Annotated in this window: 14 protein-coding genes; 6 read left to right on the plus strand and 8 right to left on the minus strand. The window is 55.2% G+C overall.

The annotated features are described in order from the left end of the window. Window positions 1–18: 18 nt before the first annotated feature. A complete protein-coding gene (locus tag GSQ62_RS17170) occupies window positions 19–483 on the minus strand; it encodes a GNAT family N-acetyltransferase (RefSeq protein WP_161890653.1) in 465 nt (154 codons plus the stop codon). A gap of 234 nt (window positions 484–717) precedes the next feature. Here GSQ62_RS17170 and GSQ62_RS17175 point away from each other — a divergent pair, with 234 nt between their 5' ends. Continuing rightward, window positions 718–1,521 carry an NIPSNAP family protein gene (locus tag GSQ62_RS17175; RefSeq protein WP_161890654.1) on the plus strand — a complete coding sequence of 268 codons (804 nt, stop codon included), beginning with the start codon at window positions 718–720 and terminating at the stop codon, window positions 1,519–1,521. 187 nt (window positions 1,522–1,708) lie between these two features. On the opposite strand, the gene GSQ62_RS17180 is transcribed toward GSQ62_RS17175, so the two are convergent. The 3 genes from GSQ62_RS17180 to GSQ62_RS17190 all read right to left on the minus strand — a co-directional run bounded on the left by GSQ62_RS17180 (window position 1,709) and on the right by GSQ62_RS17190 (window position 6,936). Further along, window positions 1,709–2,557 carry a sugar phosphate isomerase/epimerase family protein gene (locus GSQ62_RS17180; RefSeq protein ID WP_161890655.1) on the minus strand — a complete coding sequence of 283 codons (849 nt, stop codon included), beginning with the start codon at window positions 2,555–2,557 and terminating at the stop codon, window positions 1,709–1,711. A 72-nt stretch (window positions 2,558–2,629) separates the two neighbouring features. Further along, entirely contained in the window at window positions 2,630–4,180 is a 1,551-nt protein-coding gene (locus GSQ62_RS17185) for a PD40 domain-containing protein (protein WP_161890656.1), read from the minus strand. Window positions 4,181–4,479: 299 nt separating this feature from the next. Further along, window positions 4,480–6,936 carry an LEA type 2 family protein gene (locus GSQ62_RS17190; RefSeq protein WP_161890657.1) on the minus strand — a complete coding sequence of 819 codons (2,457 nt, stop codon included), beginning with the start codon at window positions 6,934–6,936 and terminating at the stop codon, window positions 4,480–4,482. Window positions 6,937–7,256: 320 nt separating this feature from the next. Between GSQ62_RS17190 and GSQ62_RS17195 the strand changes: the two genes are divergently transcribed. Further along, a complete protein-coding gene (locus GSQ62_RS17195) occupies window positions 7,257–9,449 on the plus strand; it encodes a M3 family metallopeptidase (RefSeq protein ID WP_161890658.1) in 2,193 nt (730 codons plus the stop codon). A gap of 207 nt (window positions 9,450–9,656) precedes the next feature. On the opposite strand, the gene GSQ62_RS17200 is transcribed toward GSQ62_RS17195, so the two are convergent. Next, window positions 9,657–10,142, minus strand: a complete 486-nt coding sequence (locus tag GSQ62_RS17200) for a GAF domain-containing protein (RefSeq protein WP_161890659.1) — start codon at window positions 10,140–10,142, stop codon at window positions 9,657–9,659. A 466-nt stretch (window positions 10,143–10,608) separates the two neighbouring features. On the opposite strand from GSQ62_RS17200, the gene GSQ62_RS17205 reads away from it, so the two are divergent. Beyond that, a complete protein-coding gene (locus GSQ62_RS17205) occupies window positions 10,609–11,103 on the plus strand; it encodes a DUF4168 domain-containing protein (protein ID WP_161890660.1) in 495 nt (164 codons plus the stop codon). Between the two features lie 134 nt (window positions 11,104–11,237). Here the strand turns inward: GSQ62_RS17205 and GSQ62_RS17210 are convergent, their stop codons facing one another. Both GSQ62_RS17210 and GSQ62_RS17215 read right to left on the minus strand, forming a co-directional pair. Continuing rightward, window positions 11,238–12,677 (minus strand): glycoside hydrolase family 30 protein, encoded by a 1,440-nt coding sequence (locus GSQ62_RS17210; RefSeq protein ID WP_161890661.1) that lies wholly within the window; start codon window positions 12,675–12,677, stop codon window positions 11,238–11,240. A gap of 90 nt (window positions 12,678–12,767) precedes the next feature. Further along, window positions 12,768–13,364, minus strand: a complete 597-nt coding sequence (locus GSQ62_RS17215) for a pseudouridine synthase (protein ID WP_161890662.1) — start codon at window positions 13,362–13,364, stop codon at window positions 12,768–12,770. Between the two features lie 199 nt (window positions 13,365–13,563). Between GSQ62_RS17215 and GSQ62_RS17220 the strand changes: the two genes are divergently transcribed. From GSQ62_RS17220 to GSQ62_RS17230, 3 genes are all read left to right on the plus strand, one after another. Next, entirely contained in the window at window positions 13,564–14,289 is a 726-nt protein-coding gene (locus GSQ62_RS17220; protein WP_161890663.1) for a hypothetical protein, read from the plus strand. Between the two features lies 1 nt (window position 14,290). Next, entirely contained in the window at window positions 14,291–14,962 is a 672-nt protein-coding gene (locus GSQ62_RS17225) for a hypothetical protein (RefSeq protein ID WP_161890664.1), read from the plus strand. A 149-nt stretch (window positions 14,963–15,111) separates the two neighbouring features. Further along, window positions 15,112–16,083, plus strand: a complete 972-nt coding sequence (locus tag GSQ62_RS17230; RefSeq protein ID WP_161890665.1) for an aldo/keto reductase — start codon at window positions 15,112–15,114, stop codon at window positions 16,081–16,083. 145 nt (window positions 16,084–16,228) lie between these two features. Here the strand turns inward: GSQ62_RS17230 and GSQ62_RS17235 are convergent, their stop codons facing one another. Beyond that, window positions 16,229–19,147: a malectin domain-containing carbohydrate-binding protein gene (locus tag GSQ62_RS17235; RefSeq protein ID WP_202621795.1), complete on the minus strand. Its 2,919-nt coding sequence runs from the start codon at window positions 19,145–19,147 to the stop codon at window positions 16,229–16,231. Window positions 19,148–19,724 lie beyond the last annotated feature (577 nt).

A 19,724-nucleotide genomic window follows, 5' to 3' on the forward strand; every position in this document is an offset into this window, starting at 1 on the left:
AGAAGTTATATATAGTTGCTACAGCGATGCTGGTGCCGCCTTGGTCATTTCGATGTGGTCGATGCCGTCTTCGTCATATACCTCCCCGGACTGCACAAAGCCGAAGGACTCGTAAAACTTCCGGGCATACAGCTGCGCGCCAATCTTGATGGGGCCGTTGCCATATAGCTGGTAGCAGGCGTCAATGGAGAAATCCAGCAGTTGCCTGCCCACGCCTGTCCCCCGTACCTGCATGCTGGTGATGATGCGCCCAATCGACATATGGGAAGGGTAGGAGACGCCGGGGGGCACGAGCCGTGCATAGGCCACCAGGGTTTCTGCCTTGTAGAGCAGCACGTGGTGGCATTGCTGGTCTTTGTTGTCCGGGTCCAGGAACACGCAGTTCTGCTCCACCACAAACACCTCGCTCCGCAGCCGAAGCAACACATACAGTTCCTGCAGCGTAAGCGCATCAAACTCTTTGCAAACTGTTGTAAGCGTCATGCTACATTATATATAGACCTGCTGCGTCGGGCAGGCACCCGCGAGGTTTTCCCCGGTGCAAATATACAGCCGCCGCTTTGCAGATGCTGCGTATCGGCTGGAAAGAAGCGGCAAAAGGGAAAAAATAAATTCGGCACGGCGATGGCTATATTTTTTCCCGGATACACGCATATAAATTATGTTTTTTCGGACATTTACGTAATTTCATGTTATCACACACAATTAGACACTTTTATGAACTTTAAGAAAATGAATCTCTTTGCCCTCTGCTTGCTGGTGCTGTGGGGGTTGAATGTTTTACCGGCCTATAGCCAGGCGAAAAAGGCCAGCTACCATCTCTTGAAAGTATATCACCTGGAAGATGAGAGCCAGGAAGCCGGTTTGGACAAATACCTGGAGCAGGCCTACCTGCCAGCGCTGCACCGTGCCGGTGTCAAGAATGTTGGCGTATTCAAGCCGGCCGAAAACTCACCTGCCAACGCCAGTGATACCACCCAACTGGTGTACGTATTCATTCCGCTCACTTCTCAGAGCCAGTTTTTTAACCTGGATGAGACGCTCGCGAAAGACAAACAGTATCTTGCAGCCGGGAAAGAGTATATAAACGCAACACAGGACAAACCCCTTTATAGCCGCTTCGAGAATATCCTGATAGAAGGCTTTACCGGTATGCCGGGCACCAGCGTGCCCAAACTGAAAGGGCCAAAGAAGGACAGAATATATGAATTGCGCAGCTATGAGTCGGCCAGCGAAAAACTGCACCTGAACAAGGTGGACATGTTTAACAATGGTGAGGTCGAAATTTTTGACAACCTCGGGTTCAACGCTGTTTTCTACGGACGTGTGCTGGCCGGTAGCAAAATGCCGAACCTGATGTACATGACTACCTTCGAAAACAAGGAAGAACGTGATAAGCATTGGAAAGCGTTCAGCGCGGACCCTACCTGGAAAAAGATGAGCTCTGATCCGAAATACGCTAAAAATGTGTCTAAAAATGACACCTATTTTCTGTACCCTACAGATTATTCAGATTTCTAAGCAAAGAAGCTACTGCTATTTTATATATAAAATTATATAAGTTGATTTTATATGTTAATTAGAAAGAGCTGGATCAGGTAAGCTATATATACCAGGATTGCATTTTGTGTAATTTGATACTATGTAAAAGCCCGGGCTCCGTTGTAGAGACCGGGCTTTCTCTTTATAGATGAAGTTTTGCCTGCGCCTATATACTCAGTTTCTGCAGGTAGTTGTAGTTGTGCTTCACACTCTCCATCGGGGCGCCGGCATATTCTTCCTGCTCCACAAAGAAGTACTTCATACCTGATTTGTCGGCCACCTGCAGCATTTTTTTGATGTCGATGGCGCCTTTGCCGAACTCCGTGCTCTCCTGTTTCGCCTTGTCCATGTCCTTCAGGTGCCACAGCGGGAAGCGGCCGGGGTAGCGGTTGAAATAATCCACTGGGTCGTTGCCTGTCAGGATGGCCCAGCCCAGGTCCATTTCCATTTTCACCAGCTCGGGGTCGGTGTTGTCCAGCAGCACATCATAAAGCACCTGCCCGTTCTCTTTCTCAAACTCATACTCATGGTTGTGGTAGCCGAACACCATGCCCGCCTTTTTGCAGTCCTCAGCCGCCTTGGTAAACATATCCGCCACATGCTTGTAATTGGACACGGTCTGTCCGTTTGACGGCAGCGAGGAGCATATCAGGTAGTCCTGGCCTGTTTCGGCGGCGGCGGCCACGGTGCGGTCCCAGTCTTTGTCGATGTGTACGTGGCCGCTGCGCAGCGTCATGCCCAGGTCCTCGGTTATCTTTTTGATTTCCTTCGGCTGCAGGCCATAGTACAGCCCCTTCTCGCTGCGCGCCGACTCCAGCTCCTTATATCCGATTTTGGCAAGCTGCCTCAGGGTGCCGGTGGCGTCGGCCAGCATCTCGTTCCGGACGGTGTACAGCTGGATGCCCACGTTTTTTATTTTGGTTTTCTCTGCTGCCACGGCCGCCAGGTTCGGGGCGAGGAGTGCGCCAAGGGCCAGGGCGCCTGAGCTTTTAAGAAAGTTGCGTCTTGTATTCATGGTTTCGGTTTTTGATTAGCTGCTATCGTTTTGGTTCTGTTATATAGGGGGGCGGTGCGGCGGCGGCCCCGGTTATTTGCTCTTTGCGGGAGATGTGTTCAAGGCTGCTTTGGTAAAGTCTGAGTTGCTGATGAAGGCCACCTTCTTGCTGTCAGGCGACCAGGAGGGCGTGTTGATGGTACCCTGGCCGCCATATACATAGGCAATCACTTTCGGCTCGCCGCCGCTCACGGGCATCATGCGCAGGTACACGTGCTTGTAAAACGGGTGGTCGCCCGGCTCCACCTCCTCTTTCAGGAACGACAGGAACACCAGCCACTTGCCATCCGGCGACACATGCGGAAACCAGTCGTGGAAGTCGCCGTTGGTGATGGCCTCCTGCTCGCTGCCGTCCGCTTTCATGCGCCAGATCTGCATCGGGCCATTGCGGTTGGAGTTGAAATAAATGTACTTGCCGTCCGGGGTGTACTCCGAGCCATCGTCCAGGCCTTTGGCTGTTGTCAGGCGCACTTCCTTGCCGCCTTTGGAGGGTATGCCATATATGTCGAACTCTCCGTTGCGCTCTGCAGTATAGGTGAGCCATTTGCCGTCCGGCGACCAGCCGTGCAGGTAGGAGGGACCCTTCGGGGTGATTTGCTTGGGTGTTCCGCCTGTCACGGGCACGGTATATATAATGGAGCCGCCTAATTCCTCCACTCCGCTGCTCAGGCCCAGCATCTTGCCGTCGAAGGACAGCACATGGTCGTTGTTGTTGTTCTTCACGGTGCCGGTGTTCAGTACTTTCGGTTGGCGGGTGGCAAGGTCGAAGGTGTACATCAGGCCGTCGCTGTTATATATAAGGGTCTTGCCGTCCGGTGTCCAGTTGGGGGCCTGCAGTGATTTGGGCGAGGTATAGACAATCTCGCGGTCGCCGGTGCTTATGTCCAGGATCTCGAGGTTGCTGCCCAGGTACTGCCGGTACGGCACCAGATCGTCCGGGGCGGGCACCGTGATGCGCACGTCCTCAAAAATGCCTTTTTCCAGCACATCCTTGTTATGCGAGCCCACAAACAGGCCCACATATACCTCGTCGCCGAGTTCCAGGTTTTGCACTTCCTCCGTCACGTACGGCTGCCCAAACTTCGCGACGCGCATGGTGTAGGTGTTGCCCTTCCGCTCCAGCTCAATCACATCCGCGCCTGTCAGGTCAGAACGCATCTCTTTGGTGCTGTCGCCTTTGGCCTCGCGGTACTGCAGCGAGGTAAGCCCGTCGCCATGCACCACGGCGTTTACATGCGGCGAGTTACCCGACAGGTCAGATCGCACCATCCAGCCCACTTTCCGGTGCGGGTCCACGCCCTCGCCCACCAACCTGGCGCGGGTGTAGAGGATAAAATCGCCGGGCATCTTTTTCCAGAGGTAGTGGAACTCGTCTTTGTCGAACCAGACGTTGTAGCCCGACCCGGCCACTTCGTAGGTGTCTGTTCCGGGTTTGTGGGTGGCGGAGCCCTTTTTCAGGACGGCGCCTATATCGGTGCTGCGGTCAAACGCGCCGATTTGCTTCTGCTGGGAGAAGGCCGGGGAACTTAGCAGGGCCAGCAAGGCCGCGCAGAGCAGGAATATACTGTAAGCGTTCTTTTTCATACGGAGGCGACTCGTTTATATACGCAATCAGGTAGAAGCGCAATTTTATTTAAGATAGACTATTTTTCCAGGATTCTATATATCAGACGACAAAATAGATGCATTACGCAAATGCCACGTTTCCGGCCTTGCATCCAACAATTTATATATCGCTTATATAGGACGGAACATGAGTACTGTTCTGAAGCAAGCCAGTCGAAATGCGAAAATATAAACTCCGGCCATTTTGCTGCCAGTTCAGCGCTGCGAGTCGACTGCGTGGCAAACCTGAATAAACTAGCTGCAGTTTCCCAGGGATTTTAGCGGGACTTCCTGGCCTTTTTCTGAAAGAGCACGGCCTTTTGCCATATTTCTGCCCTCACAAATGTACCCGTAATGGTGGGATTGCCGGTATCAACCGTGGCTTCCGCATGCACCAGAATGTTCCGGGGCCTGCTGTTTCCCGTCAGCTTCGCGAACAGCGCCCGAAACGCTTCACCCACACCCAGGCTGATCGGCACGCGCACCGTGTTGTCGCCCTGCGGCATACGGTAGGTCCGGTTGACGGTGGCGCTGGCGTCGAGAATGTTCTCCACACAGGCATCGTACGTCAGGTCGCGCACGGCAAGCTCCTGCACGTTCGCGTTTTGTACCTCTACCAGCGCCTCCAGCAGGAGGCCCCTGGTAAAACTGAAGCCCCGCAGCTTTACCTGCTGCAGCGCCACGACGGGTGTATCGGGCGTGGCTACCTGCAGCGTGGTATGGAACGTGCTGCGCTGCCGGGGCAGGTCCTCCACCTGGTACACCAGCGTCACGCTTTGTTTCAGGCGCAGGCTGTCGTGCTGCTGCTGTTGGTGCAGGTACTGTTGCCAGCGCGCAGCGTTAACCCCCAGCCTGAGCCAGGCCGATTGGGAACTATCCGCAGGAAGCACCTTTCCGACGCTCTCCCGGCTTATGGCGAAGGTGTCATTGGCGTGGCTCAGCGTCAGCAGCAGGCTGTCTATTTTAAAATTTACCGGCAGGGGGTTCTTCACGTGGAGGTTGAGCTCAACCCAGGCCGTGTCGTGGTGGAGGTTGACATATAATGAATCGATACTTGTGATGCGCGGGGTGAGTTTTTTACCGCCCATGCCATTCCCCATTTCCAATACTCCGCTAAACTCAAAGTCAAGGGTGGGAGAGCCGATCATGTCGTTGCTGCTCACCAGTTCTGCCGTGGCCTGCAGATCGTATTTCCAGTTTGGATCTCCCCTGAGCGCTTTGTCGACAAGCTGGTTCACAGCCTTGGCAGAAAGCTGGACAGGCACCTCCACCAGCGAATCCCCCCTGCCTATATGGATGGGCTCCCGGGTATGCCCCGTCAGCACCAGGTTTTCCCCCAGGTCCAGGGTATAGTCAAGGTTGCGGAGGCGCAGGTCGGGCAGGTTGGAGTGTTGCACTTTCAGGGACAGGGTGAGGGAGGCGCCCTTCTGGGGGCTGAGTTCCTGAAGCGAAAGATCGGCTACCTGTATGCTTGCCTGCCCCTGCACCGGCACCTGTACCTGCCGCTTCAGCTGTATGCGCTGCCGCTCTGCCCCGGGCAGGTCGTAGAGCAGGTTCAGCGCAATTTCTATATTTGCCGTATCCTGCCCCTGCATGTTCTTCATAAATTGGTCATAGGCGCTCTCGTCCACCAGCAGCCCGAGGTGCAGCGTCTGGTTTGCTGATTTCTTCAGGACCGTCTCAAAGTCTTTTTTACCGCTGGCGATGACGTTGCCGTTGTGGCGGATAAAATAGGAGGCGCTGTCGATATAGAAAGGAATGGGAGCAGGGTTGTGTACCACCACTTCCGCCTGCAGCAGCGTCTGCTCCTCGCCCGAGTCGATTTCGAGGCGCTTCACCTGGCTGAGGGAGGGCATATAACCGGTCCCGGAGCCCATTTTGCCCACATCCAGGGCGCCTGCTTTTTCTACTGTCAGCTTAAAGCTGTCGAGCAGCCGGTGGCTGCTTTCGATCTGTGCCGTAACGCGTGCGTCGTAATCCCACTTGCCGCCTCCCGTCAGCATTTTTTTGATCAGGGCGACCGCGTCAGAAGTCTTTAGTTGCAGGGGTATCTCCAGCAGTCTGCTTCCACCCTGCTGCACGCGGAAAGTGGTATCCACCCGCCCGGAAATCGTCAGCGTGTCGCCTACCTGTATGCTGTATGCAAAGTCTTTTATCCGGAGCTCGGGCAGGTTTTGGTTGGTGGCGTCAATCTTGAGCAGAAAAGAGTACCCTTCGTTCACGCTGAAGCTCCGCACCGTCACATCCTTCAGTTGCATCGAGGGGGCTTTGGGCACAGGCACGGTGAGGTGCCGGTTCAGGGTGACGGACCGGGGGCTGATCAGGGGCAAATCGAAGAAGACATCGGCTTTTACAGCCAGTTGGATGCTGTCCTTCTCCTGCTGATCCTGCAGGTGCCGCCGGTATTTGTCGAAGTGGAGCATCAGCCGGAAGTCCAGCACTTTGTCTGCCAGGGGCGGCAGGGTCTGGGCCTCCGTCATCTGGCCCCACCCCAGTAGCGTCCCCTTGTCGCTGATGGTATAATGGATGCTGTCGAAGGTGATGGGCAGCGGCAGCCTGTTCTGCACCTGCACGCCTGCCCTCACCAGTGCCGTGTCGTTTGTCAGCTCGAGCCTGAGGGAAGAGACATTCTCCACCTTTGGGTGGTATATTTTTTTCAGGAAGTAATACAGCCCGCCCCCGACAAGTGCCAGCAGCACTACCGCGAGAATCGCCCACTTGACTTTGTTATGCATGAAGCCTGTTTATATGCCTCTTTGCTTACGTAAACCACAGAAAGGGCGTTAGTATTGCACCTTTTTCATATAGAAAGGATTGTCCCTCAAACAGAAAGATGCCTGGCGCTGAACGGGCGCAGGTGTTTCACTGATCAAGGCCCCGGCATGTTTTTGGTCCGCAGTTTGCACAGCTGAAGAGGAAATTAAAGCATTTGGCTCAGGCTATATACCAGACATTGGCGTGGCGCGGCAAACCGGCGGCTTTTTAGTAACTTGCGGGTATATCAGTAGCCACAAGGGCCGGATGCGACCCTTTTCAGAAACTATATATATCCTACATGACAAATAAGTTTTTAGCGACCGGCAGGAAATCAAGCCTGTTCTTTTTCCTGGCCCTGGCGGGTTGCACTTCTACCCAGACGCAGCAGAACACCCAGACACAAACGACTATGGAGCAGGAAAAGGATATAACGAACCCATTGCTCGCCGAGTGGACCGGCCCTTACGGCGGCGTTCCCGCCTTCGACAAGATGAACCTCGCGGACCTGCAGCCTGCCATTGAAAAAGGCATGGAGCTGCACCTGGCAGAGATAGAGGCCATCGCAAATAATCCGGAGCCGGCGACGTTCGAAAACACCATTGTGCCGATGGAAGCCGCGGGCGACGAACTGAACAGAGCCCTGACCTACTACGGCATTTGGAGCAGCAATGTATCCTCGCCGGAGTTCAGGGCGATCCAGGCGGACCTGGCGCCGAAACTATCGGAGTTCAGCTCGAAGATTTCGCAGAATGAGCAACTGTTCCAGCGCGTGAAAACGGTATATGAGCAATCTCTGAAGAACCCGCTGCCTGCGGACCAGCAGCGCGTGGTGGAACTGGTATATGAAGACTTTGCGATGCAGGGTGCCGATCTGGACGCTGCCGCCAAGGAGCGCTATGCCGTTATCAACAAAGAATTATCATCTTTATATACCGCCTTCTCCAACAACGTGCTGGCCGACGAGGAGAACTACGTGGTGTACCTGACGAAAGACCAGCTCAGCGGCCTGCCGGAGTCGTTTGTTTCAGCGGCCGCCAAAGCCGCCGCCGACCGCGGCCAGGAGGGCAAATACGCCGTCACCAACACCCGCTCGTCCATGGACCAGTTCCTGACTTACTCTGATGAAAGAGAGCTGCGGGAGAAAGTGTGGAGAACCTACTACAGCCGCGGAGACAACGGCGATGAATACGACAACAACGAGAACATTGCCAAAATACTGAAGCTGCGCGACGAGCGTGTGGCCCTGCTGGGGTACGACAACTATGCCCAGTGGCGCCTGCAGAACCGCATGGCCAAAACGCCGGAGCGCGCCATGGAACTGATGAACGCCGTGTGGCCCGCTGCCCTGGCCAGGGTGGAGGAGGAAGTGGCCGACATGCAGGCTGTGGCCGACGCCAGCGGAGATAAAATCACCATCGCTCCCTGGGATTACCGCTACTACGCCGAAAAGGTGCGACAGCAAAAATACGACCTCGACTCGAACGAAGTGAAGCAGTACCTGCAGCTCGATAACCTGACCCAGGCGCTATTCTTTACGGCGGGAGAGCTGTTCAACTTCGCTTTCACGCCGGTGCCGGAGGGCTCGGTGCCGGTTTTCCATGAGGATGTGAAGGTGTGGGAAGTGACGGACAAAACTACCGGGGAGCATATCGGCCTGTGGTACCTCGATCCCTTCGCGCGGCAGGGCAAACGCTCGGGCGCCTGGGCCACCACCTACCGCAGCCACACCACGTTTGACGGGAAGGAAACAGTGCTGGCGTCCAATAACTCCAACTTCGTGAAGCCCGCACCTGGCGAGCCAACGCTTGTTTCCTGGGACGATGCCACCACGTTTTTCCACGAGTTCGGGCACGCGCTGCACTTCTTTGCCTCCAACGTGAAATACCCAACCCTGAACAGCGGCGTGCGGGACTATACCGAGTTTCAGTCGCAGTTGCTGGAGCGCTGGCTGTCTACTGACAAGGTCATCAACCAGTTCCTGAAGCACCACGAGACAGGCGAAGTCATTCCGGCTTCGCTGGTGGAAAAAATCAAGAAGGCCGCCACCTTCAACCAGGGGTTTGAGACAACAGAATACCTGGCCTCCGCCCTGGTGGACATGAAGTACCACACTGTGGACCCGGAAGGCATTGACCCGGATAAGTTTGAGCGGGAAACCCTGGAGGCGCTGAACATGCCGGAGGAAATCGTGATGCGTCACCGGTCGCCGCACTTTGGCCACGTGTTCTCGGGCGAGGGCTACGCCACCGGCTACTACGGGTACCTGTGGGCTGATGTGCTCACCTCGGATGCGGCTGAGGCATTTGAGGAGGCGCCTGGCGGCTTCTACGACAAAGAAGTGGCGGCACGGCTGGTGAAATACCTGTTTGCGCCGCGCAATTCCATGGACCCGGCCGAGGCCTACAGACTGTTCCGGGGCCGCGACGCGAAAATAGACGCCCTTATGCGCGACCGGGGCTTCCCGGTGCCTTCAGAGCAGTCGAAGAAGTAAGCGGGTTATATATACCCCCGGCGTAAAAGGCCGGAACAACAAAAAAGGAGCAGCTATAGATAGCTGCTCCTTTTTTGTTGTGGTATTTGACAATCGACAGGGGCTTAATATAATATTCCTTGTAGGGACAAGTCGCGACCTGTCCGCGCGACAGCAGATGAATACTGCGAGGAAGTGCTGTTACTTTATATAGCTGATATAGCCAACCTACATCGACTGCCTGCTGTCGCGGATATAGCGGCTCATTTCCTCCCCGATCTGCATCAGGCTTTGTGTTTCCTCCTCTGTGAAATCATACGGCACGGGCTTCGCAATGCCCACCACGCCATACAGTTCCCCGTCCAGCAGCAGCGGCGCGGCGATAGAGCCCTCTACCTTCGTCTCTTTGGCGGCAGGGCGCGCCACGCCCGACTCGTCAGTCTGCAGGTTGCACATTTCCACGGGCTCCCGGCGTTCGGCGGCGATGCCGGCCATGCCCTTCCCGATGGGGATGGACGTCATCTTCGGAAGCAGAAATTCGGGGATGCCCTGCTGCGCCTGCAGCTTCAGCAGGTTAGTCTGCGGGTCGAGGGTATGGATGGTGCCGGTGGAGCAGCCGAACGCAGCAATGATATCGGTCAGGAGTTGCTGCCAGTCAACGGTTGCCTGCTTGTTCTGCAGGTTGGAGAGAATGGATGAAACAGTAGAAGCCATAGCTTTATATATAGATGGTTTAAGTTCCCGGACAAAAATTAATGTATATGATACATAAACGCATTATACGTCTCAAGTTATAGAAAATAAGAAGGATATATAATACATAAGATCTTGCGTCTTAATACTCACCTCCTTTTACTTACATAGCGTTAATTGAGGGTACTGCAGAAACTGAAATCAAGGATGCGCCTTCTCCTGAAAAAAATGCCCCTCCAGGCTCTCAGAGCCTGATTTCTACTGTTGCGTATTGCACTTTTTCGGCTTTTTAAGCAGTGGTTTTACCGTTTAATTACTATTTATGCTTGACTTTGGCACTTTAATTGGCTAAATTAAGCTACGAACGAGTGCGCGAAGTATCTTCTTCGGACGATTTTCGCAGCTTTTTCTTTGGTGATTCCGTTAGATGGGAAGCACTTTTTTAAATAAATTTTTAACCCAATCCACAAAACCACCTATGGTACTAATGAAGAAAGGGAGTATTGCAGCCGCGTTTGTTGCGGCGTCTTTGTGCTTCGGCCCTGCGGCATTTTCTCAGCAGGCAACTGCTTCCTCGGCCACCACGGCACAGCAGCAAGCAGGACAGAAGTTCACCGATGATGAACTGAAGAGCTTTTTGGCGGCTAACACCAAAGCCACTGAAATACAGAAAGAGGCCCGCGAGGCAGTGATCGCCGCTATTGAAAACGAGAGCCTGACCATGGACCGCTTTAACGAGCTCGTGAAAGCGCACCAGCAGGATAAACTGAAAGAGGTAGCCGAAGGCCCGGAAGAGATCTCCTCATTCAGCAAAGCAGCGCAGGCAGTCGCACTGATACAGCCTGACAAAAGGGGTAAAATAGAGAAGGCCATCAAAGACGAAGGCCTGACCCAGGAGAAGTATGACGCCTTGCTGCAGGCCTATGAGAAGGACAAGGCCGTGCAGGAGCGCATCAGCAGAATTGTTCACGCAAACAAGTAAGCGCTGAATCATACCAGCGTTACCCATATATAAAACCGGCGGCCAGACTTAGAAAAGTCTGGCCGCCGGTTTTATATATGGCTCGTAAAAAAACAGCATCAGGGGAGGTTGAACCGCTCCGCGGATCCATATCCTCACCAGACATAAGTGCCGACCGCGCCGCTGCCCAGCGTAGACGTAGCCTGCTGGTTGTTGTAACTGATGTTGAAGGTCTGGGGCATCTCGCTGTCGTTCAGCACGATGAGCACCCGCTGTCCGTTGGGCGTTCTGTAGGCCACGTTGGGCAGGCCGCCGGGCATGTTGCTGCCGATGCGGACAGAGCCGGGGCGCACAAACTTGGAGGCGTGGGCGATGATATAGTAGGCAGGGTTGCGGGTCACAGTGTTGTCGTCGAGGGTGAGGGCCCCGAGGCACTGGGTGCAGCCGCCTTCGGTGTGGGGGTTCTGGTTCGGGTCGGCGGCCAGGTTCCACTCCAGCACCGTTTTAGCCCAGTTGCGGGGTGCCTTTATCACGAGGTTCTTAATATGCCAGGCCAGGTCTCCGGCGAAGTTGCCTGGCGCGCCAATCCACTGCTCCGTAAAGTACAGGTTCTTGTCGGGGTAAGCGGCATGCACCTGCGACAGCGCCTCGATCTCACCGCCATATAAATGGAAGGCTGCACCGTCTATATACTTTCTTGCCTCCGGGTCGTTCAGCACCGTGATCGGGTAATCGGGGCGGTCGGCGTTGTGGTCGTAGATGATGATTTTCGTATCGATGCCCGCCTCCTCAAACGCCGGGCCCAGGCTTTGTCTGATAAAGGCGGCCTGCTCTTCCGGCAGCATCAGCAGGCTGGGGTTGTTGCCGGGGTGCAGCGGCTCGTTCTGGATGGTGATGGCATCGATACGGATACCTTCTGCCGCCATGCCCTGTATATACTTTACGAAATACTTCGCGTAGGCATCGTAATATTCCGGCTTCAGGCTGCCGCCCTTGGAGTTGTTGTTTGTTTTCATCCAGGTGGGCGGCGACCACGGCGAACCCATGATTTTTATATCCGGATTAATGGCGAGTATTGCCTGCAGCATCGGGATGAGGTGCGTGCGGTCAGGAGCGAGGCTGAATTTCTCCATTTCCGTATCGGTCTGCCCGGCAGGCAGGTTGCTGTAGGAGAAAACGCTGTCGTCCAGGTCGGAGGCCCCGATGCTGACGCGCAGGTAGCTCACCCCGATGTTGTCGCCGCTGGTGCCGAACAACTCCTGCAGCAGGGCTTTCCGCGCCGGAGCGTCCATCCGGTGCAGCAACATGGCGCTGCCCCCGGTCAGGGTGTAGCCAAACCCGTCCATCTCCTGGAAAGTCTCGGTCTCCTTTACGGTGATGGTGGGGTGCTCTCCGGGATTGTCGCCGAAGGGCAGCGGCGTGGGCTGGAGTTCAAACAGCGCAGACTTGTCCGGGTTGGTCAGCCAAAGCTCTGCTGATGGCGCGGCGGAGAACGTGTCGACGGTGCTGGCAGGGGTTTTCCGGCAACCGGTAAAGAGGCCCAAAAGCAGCAGCAACGCTGCAATGCCAGGCAGTATTCGGAATGATTTTCTCATATTTGTCACCGGAGGATATATGCTAAACATCCTCTAATAAGCAGAAACCGCCGCAGTATTTCAAATTTCATCGGCTATAAAGGTTGTGGCTTATCCCCCGGAGGCGATATCCCCGACAGGAGCGACTAGAGCAAAGCTTTCCACCTCCAGCACCTCCCCGGCAGCCATACCGGCAACCGTCATGCTCCCGATGCGGGCGCGCACCAGGCGCAGCGTCGGGAAACCGACGGTGGCGGTCATTTTGCGCACCTGCCGGAACTTGCCTTCAGTGAGCGTGAGGGATATCCAACTGGTGGGGCCGTGGCGCGCATCGCGGATGTTGCGGGCGCGCTCGGGCAGCGCAGGAGCCTCTTCCAGTTTCCGCACCTGGCAAGGCCTGGTCTGGTGCAGTTCCTTCTCCGTGCGTATCTCAATTCCCTCCCGCAGTTGCCGCAAGGCCTCTTCCGGAATCAGGCCGTCCACCTGCGCATAATATTCCTTCTCCACGCTGCTGCTGCGTACCTGCTCGCTGATTTTGCCGTCGGTGGTCAGAAGCAGCAGCCCCTCGCTCGCCTCGTCCAACCGGCCAATGGCCATCGTCCCTTCCGGAAAATCATACAGCTCGCCCAGCACCTTTTTCTTCTTCGTCTCGCTCACAAACTGGCTGACGTACCCATAGGGCTTAAAGAGAATAAAGTGTCGGTGCATGTGTGGGGTATGTAAGAACGTAGCAAAGGTACCGGTAAAGGTGGTTTGCTCCAAAGGGAAGGCAACTGTGGCTTGGGTTTGAGGCGGAGGGTACATGCAAAGGCTATTTCATATAGGGCTTTCATTATATACGGCTTCCCAAGAAAAATGCTTGCTAATGATATATAGATTAATTAATATTAATGAGACCTGCATTTCTATGAAGACAAAACTCCTGCTGCCCCTGCTGCTCCTGCTGTTGCTTGGCGGCTGTATTTCCGAGGAGGACGATTTTATCAGCAAATACTGCCCCGGCTCCTGCACGGTTGTCAAAGGCAGGCTCACCACCGGCGATGGTTCCGAGCCCATGGCGGGCGTAAAGCTGAACGTGTACTGGCACAGCTACGAGAGTTACTTTAAACTTGGCTATTCCCAGCGCCGCAAGGCCGTCGCCATCACTGACCAGATCGGCAACTATGAGCTGCGTTTCCTGCTCCGCGACGACGAACTAAACCTAAAAGGACGTTATGAAAACGGGTATATAGTGGTAGCGCCAGTGCTGGAAGAAGGCCGGTATATTACCTGCCGCGGGGAGACAACCATATATGAGGAGTTTGGACTGAGGCGCGACACAACGATTACGCTTGACTACACCCTTCCAAAAGCCGCTTACCTCGACCTGACGCCTAAAAACACAGAGGCCATGCAGCCGGGCGACAGCTTTCGCGCCGAAGTGGATATAAGTGCGGGCCGTAGCAACACCGAACGATGCAACACAGGTGTTATCTGGCACCAGGGCTACTCAAGCGCCACCACTTTAAACATTCCTGCAAACAGGCCGCTGACGCTGCGCATCACCAGCATAAAGAACGGCACCGCCACCGAAACAGTAAAGACTATCCAACTGAAGCCCGGCGAGCGCCTCCCCTACGAACCTGCTTTCTAAGATGAATAAACTTTTCCAGCTACTCACTCTGCTTTGCTTCAGCGTCGTCGCCACAGCGCAGGACGCCCCGCCATGGCCAGCCACGCTTACACTCAGTGTAGGCCCTGCCTTTGCGATGGGCAGCTTTTCTAGCACCAGTTTCGACAGGGAATATCCGGCCTTCGCCGGCACCGGCACTTTATTTCAACTGAATTACAGCTATCCTGTTAGACCGTACATTGGTCTGGGTGCCACCGCAGGCTACCGCCAAAACCCGTTTCTGGAAGATAAGTTTGCCAAACCGGATGACGCACTGGTGCAGGAGATGGAGAGCAGCCCCTGGCAAACAGCATACGTGCTGGCAGACGTGCAGTACCAGGTGCCGCTGCTCAACAGGGGAGGGCATGCTTACGTGCGCGGCTCGGTGGGCGGGGCCTTTAACCGCTCGGCTTTCCTGCAGGTGCAGACGCCCTTCGGCACCATCACCCGCAGCAGCGACAGCAGCTTTGCCCTGGCCTACGGAGCCAGCGCTGGCATCACGGAGGCATATAACCGGCTGTTGATTGGCGTGGAGACTAATTTGCGCTATATGCGTCCGGCGTTTGAGGTGGCGAGCCAGCAGGGGGATATAAAGCGCTACAGGCAGCAGATGAACAGCTTCAGTTTCGGCGTCAGCGTGGGATATAAGCTGTAGCGTTTCAGATTCAGACCACCGGCCAAAGTTGCGGGTTTGTAATTCCAGCCCCGGATTAACCGTCTCTGCCTCTAAATGCGTATGTTTTGTGCAGGGCCTATATATACAAACGGCTTTCACTATTTTACTTCTACAATTTAACGACAACTATGGAATACAGAAGATTTGGCCGCACGGGCTGGAACGTAAGCGAAATCGGGTATGGCATGTGGGGCATGGCCGGGTGGACGGAGTCGGACGACAGGCAATCGGACCGCTCGCTGGACATTGCCGTGGACGGCGGCTGCAACTTTTTTGACACGGCCTGGGGCTACGGCGCCGGCAAGAGCGAGCAGATACTGGGCCGCCTGCTGAAACGCCACCCGGACAAGCGGCTGTACGTGGCCACCAAAATCCCGCCAAAGAACATGAAGTGGCCCTCGAAGCCGGAGTACAGACTGGAGGATTGCTTCCCCGCCGACCATATCATCGAGTACACCGAAAAGAGCCTGAAGAACCTGGGGGTGGAGACCATCGACCTGCAGCAGTTTCATGTGTGGGAAGACGCCTGGGCCGGGAACGAGGAATGGCAGCGGGCCGTGGAGCAACTGAAGGCCGACGGCAAGATACAGCATATGGGCGTGAGCGTGAACCGCTGGGAGCCGGACAACGTGCTGAACACCCTGCGCACCGGCCATATCAGCAGCGTGCAGGTGATCTACAACATTTTTGACCAGGCGCCGGAAGACACGCTGTTCCCGCTTTGCCGGGAGCTGGACGTGGCCACCATTGCCCGCGTACCGTTCGACGAAGGCACCCTGACCGGAACCTTCACCAAAGAAACCACTTTTCCGGAAGACGACTGGCGCAGCACCTACTTTGTGCCCGAGAACCTGAACGCCAGCGTGGACCACGCCGACCGCCTGAAACCGCTGGTGCCGCAGGGCATGACGCTGCCGGAAATGGCGCTGCGGTTTATCCTCAGCAACCCTGACGTGGGCACCACCATCCCGGGCATGCGCAAAGAGCACCACGTGAAAGCCAACCTGAGCGCCAGCGACGGCAAAGGGCTACCAAAGGACCTGCTGGAGGAACTGAAGCAGCACCGCTGGGACCGGGAGCCAACCTCCTGGTCGCAGTAGCGGGTTCTTCACCCCACTTCAAAGGCATATGGCTGCGGGCGGCGCTAACGCTAAACCCATATATAGTCACAAAGGCCTCCGGTTTTAACCGGAGGCCTTTGTGACTATATACGATACAGGTACCACAGCCTGACGTCAGGCTGTATTACTCCACTACCAGCTTTGATTGCTTACTACTTCCTGATGCGGTACTGGCTTTGATAATATAGACGCCCTTGCTCAGTCCAGTGGCTATATTCATATCTGCCTCGCCTGTGTCCTGCCCGTTGGTGACCAGCAGTATGGTTTTCAGCATACGCCCAACACCGTCATGCAAAGTAACTGTGACAGCCTCGTTTGTGCCTGCGGTTTTGACCGCTATATATACTTTGTCGCCCGTGTTCGGGTTGGGATATACCTTCAGTTCCAGGCCATGCCCTTCATTTTCTTCAAAAGCCTTGATAGAAAGAGCGGATGAATCGCTGGCTACTAATGGCTTCGTTTCTTCCGACACTTTCTCCACTTCGATAGCTGCAAGAAGCGCATAGTTAACCACGGAGGTTAAGTCGATGTTGAGGGTGTCATCGTTTACCACAACCTGCCCGAACTCTTTTACCACGGCTTTGCCCGCTCCCGCTTCGCTGTAGAGATCGTAGTTGCTGAGCACCCGGTTTCCCTCCAGGTCCACATGGAAAACGCGGTCGCCTGATGCGCCTGATACTTCCCCGCCTGCAATGCCGAAGTAGGGTTCTATGAAATGGAGCCGCACCTGGTATGAGCCGTCATTCTCAACCGGAATGGCGTAGCGGAGTGGTTCTTGCGGAGAGGCATACCGGTACCGCAGGTACAGGCTGTCGTCGGTGGTGCCCGCCACATCGAAAGACTTGGAGGAGGAAATGCCGCCGGAGAAATAGTTGTCTGCGCTCCAGGTGCGTGCCTGGCTATCTGTGAAAGCAGGGCCCCCGACATTGATGCGCGTTACTTTCTGCTGCTGGGGATATATGGCTATGGGTTTGTAAGCCTCAAACTGAACGGTTTGTCCCTGTATAGTTGCTGTGACATTTCTGTCTGTCTCTGCCATGGTGACGATGCCATTGCTTAGCTGCAGCACAAAGCCGCAGTTGGCACTGAAGGTCGCGTCGGCGGAGCCGTCGCCGTCCAGGTCGATGGAATCTCCCTCACCCCCAGCCGCCGTTCTGCCTATATAGGTGTTGCCTGTTACTCTTCCTACTAAGGTTGAGAAGTCATTCCCCGAACTGCTGTAACTGTCCCGTACAGCCCCGGCACTGGGGTCCTCCGGCCCGCGCGGATATATAAAAGTGGTGTTGGTGGCAGCGCCGGAAACCATTCTCACGGGAAGGAGGTCGCCATAAGCGCTTCTCCTGACAACGTCTGTGGCCGTAATGGCTGGTGCGGGATGTAGGGCGATAAAGTTCTGCTCATCGGCTTCACCGGGGAAGGATACGCTGGCAGTGTGAGAGGTTAATTCGTTGCGGAGACTGGTGGCTCCATCAGAGGTTAGTACAGGCCAAGTAACGCCAAAGTCGGTTGCAGTCGCGCTGGAGGTAAGCGTGGAGCGAATGCCGTCTGGGGTAATTACGAAATCATTGGTGAAGGTGGGACCCTCCCGGCCGTTTTTGGGTTTATAAACTATGCGGCAGCGCACCAGCAATGGGTGCGTAAACTGAGTGGAGAATACCGCTTCGTAGCGATCCGGCAGGCTCGACAGCCGCACCCATTTATCGCCCTCCAGGAAAGTAGGCGCAAATGAAACTCCCAGTCCATATTTCGTTTCTCTTACCCCATCTGACGGTCCTAACCGGGAGTCCCATCCTGTTTTGCCGAATCGCACAACACCCAAGGTAGTCCAGTAGATGCCATAGGCGGGCTTGGTTGCCCCCCGCAGGTTTACCTGCATGTGCATTCCGCCCGCGTTTGCGACGGCAGTCGCCAGGTTTCCGCCACTCACCAGCGTATAGCCTCCTATTTCGTTCGGGGCGGGTTGCTCGGGTATAGGAGAAATGTGGCGGAGGTAGTTCTCGGCCATATGGTACATCATATAGCCGTTGTAGTTGGTGAAGTGGCTGTAGATAGCGAATCCTACCCTGTCGGCGGGGTCGAAGTGGTTTTTGGTGACGGAGTAGGTGCCATCTTCCCTTCTCCACCGCTGCACGCTCTGGAAACCCAGCGCGGCGGCCCTGCGATACTGCCCTGCCAGGCGGGTCTCTCCGGCCTTATAGGCCATTTCAGCCATTGTCTCATAGCCGTTGGCCAGCACGATGTCGTTCCAGGTGTGGTTGCCGCTGCGCCCCCCGGCAACGCCCTGGCCCGAAGGGTCCTGCAGGAGCAGGCTGGACTGGCTTGCTCTTTCCAGGGTGTGCAGTATCTCGTCTCTGGAGGTGCCATCGTAGCCGTCTGCAATCATGGCCAGCAGGTTCCCCCTCGCCGCCGACTCGTACGGCCAGGTGTCCGGATCGCTGGTTTGGTCGTGGTAAAAATTCCAGGGGTTGTTGGTGAAGCGGGACTTTTGGGTGTTTATCCAGCTATCCTCCAGCCAATCAACAGCGCGGGCCTTGTCTATATACCCGTTCTTCGCCCGGTACCATTCGCCCTTCATCGCATACGTTCTCCAGTTGTGGGTGCGGCCCCTGAGGATAAGCTCCACCGGTTTTTCCATGCGGGTTTTCCAGGTTTCCAGCACCTCCACCGGCACATGCGGTGCGTAAAAGGGAACAGCGTTAGCCAGCGGCGCCAGAAAAAACTCGCCGTGGTTATCAGGTATGGCACCTGCCCCCCTGGCTATTTTGCCGGTGGCGCTGTTCATGGCCGCCACCCCCTCGTCCAGCAGGTCCATGGCGCGGCCCGAGGAGATCAGGGTTCCAACTGCAAAGGCGAAATAGGGTGTGCTGTACTGCACCTCGCCCCGCCGGTACGGATCTATGATAGCCCCGCGCTGATTCTGAAAGGTAACGACCTCGCGCACAATTCCCTCCACCCGGTCCAGGTAGGCTTCACGCGGGATATTCAGGGGATGCCAGGGCTTTGCCGTCAGGTGGTATTCTACATCGGGTAGATGGGAGGGCAACGAAACCTCCTGGGCGTGGACTTGAAGAATGACAGCAGCAAGCAATGCTGCCGTTGCAACCAGCACTCTCCCGGATCGAATTTTTCCAGTAATCAGGAGTGCAGCAAGGCGAGGTTTTCCCATTTAGGAACGTGTGAAAAGTAGTAGTGGATTGAAAGATAGAGGGTTACTATATACCTTAATCTTAATACGATTATTTTTTATTGTTGTTGTTAACTGTAAAAATATCCATTGATAAGCTCATGGACAAAATGGTTGACTCTATTATGCCATCCTGCAGGTTAGGAATTCAGAATTTCCAGGAAGATAAGTTCTCTTTACACACCAGATTAATTCTGTCCCGTTGCTCCTGATACAATGTTGTGGAAGAAGGCGCCGTTAACTATAATGCTGTGTGAGGATAGATGTTTATATGAGTGGCGGATGATAGTATGAAGTACAGGCGATGATAAGCTGCAGAGTTACATGGGGATAAAATGGCGCTGAATGTTGTTGTGTAGGGCTTGGACCACCTATGCCACGCAAAAGGGAATCGTCCTGCTGAAAAGGAGCGGCAGGGAAGTTTCCCGTCGGGCCA

The organism is Pontibacter russatus (genome assembly GCF_009931655.1).
GTDB classification, from domain to species: Bacteria; Bacteroidota; Bacteroidia; order Cytophagales; family Hymenobacteraceae; genus Pontibacter; species Pontibacter russatus.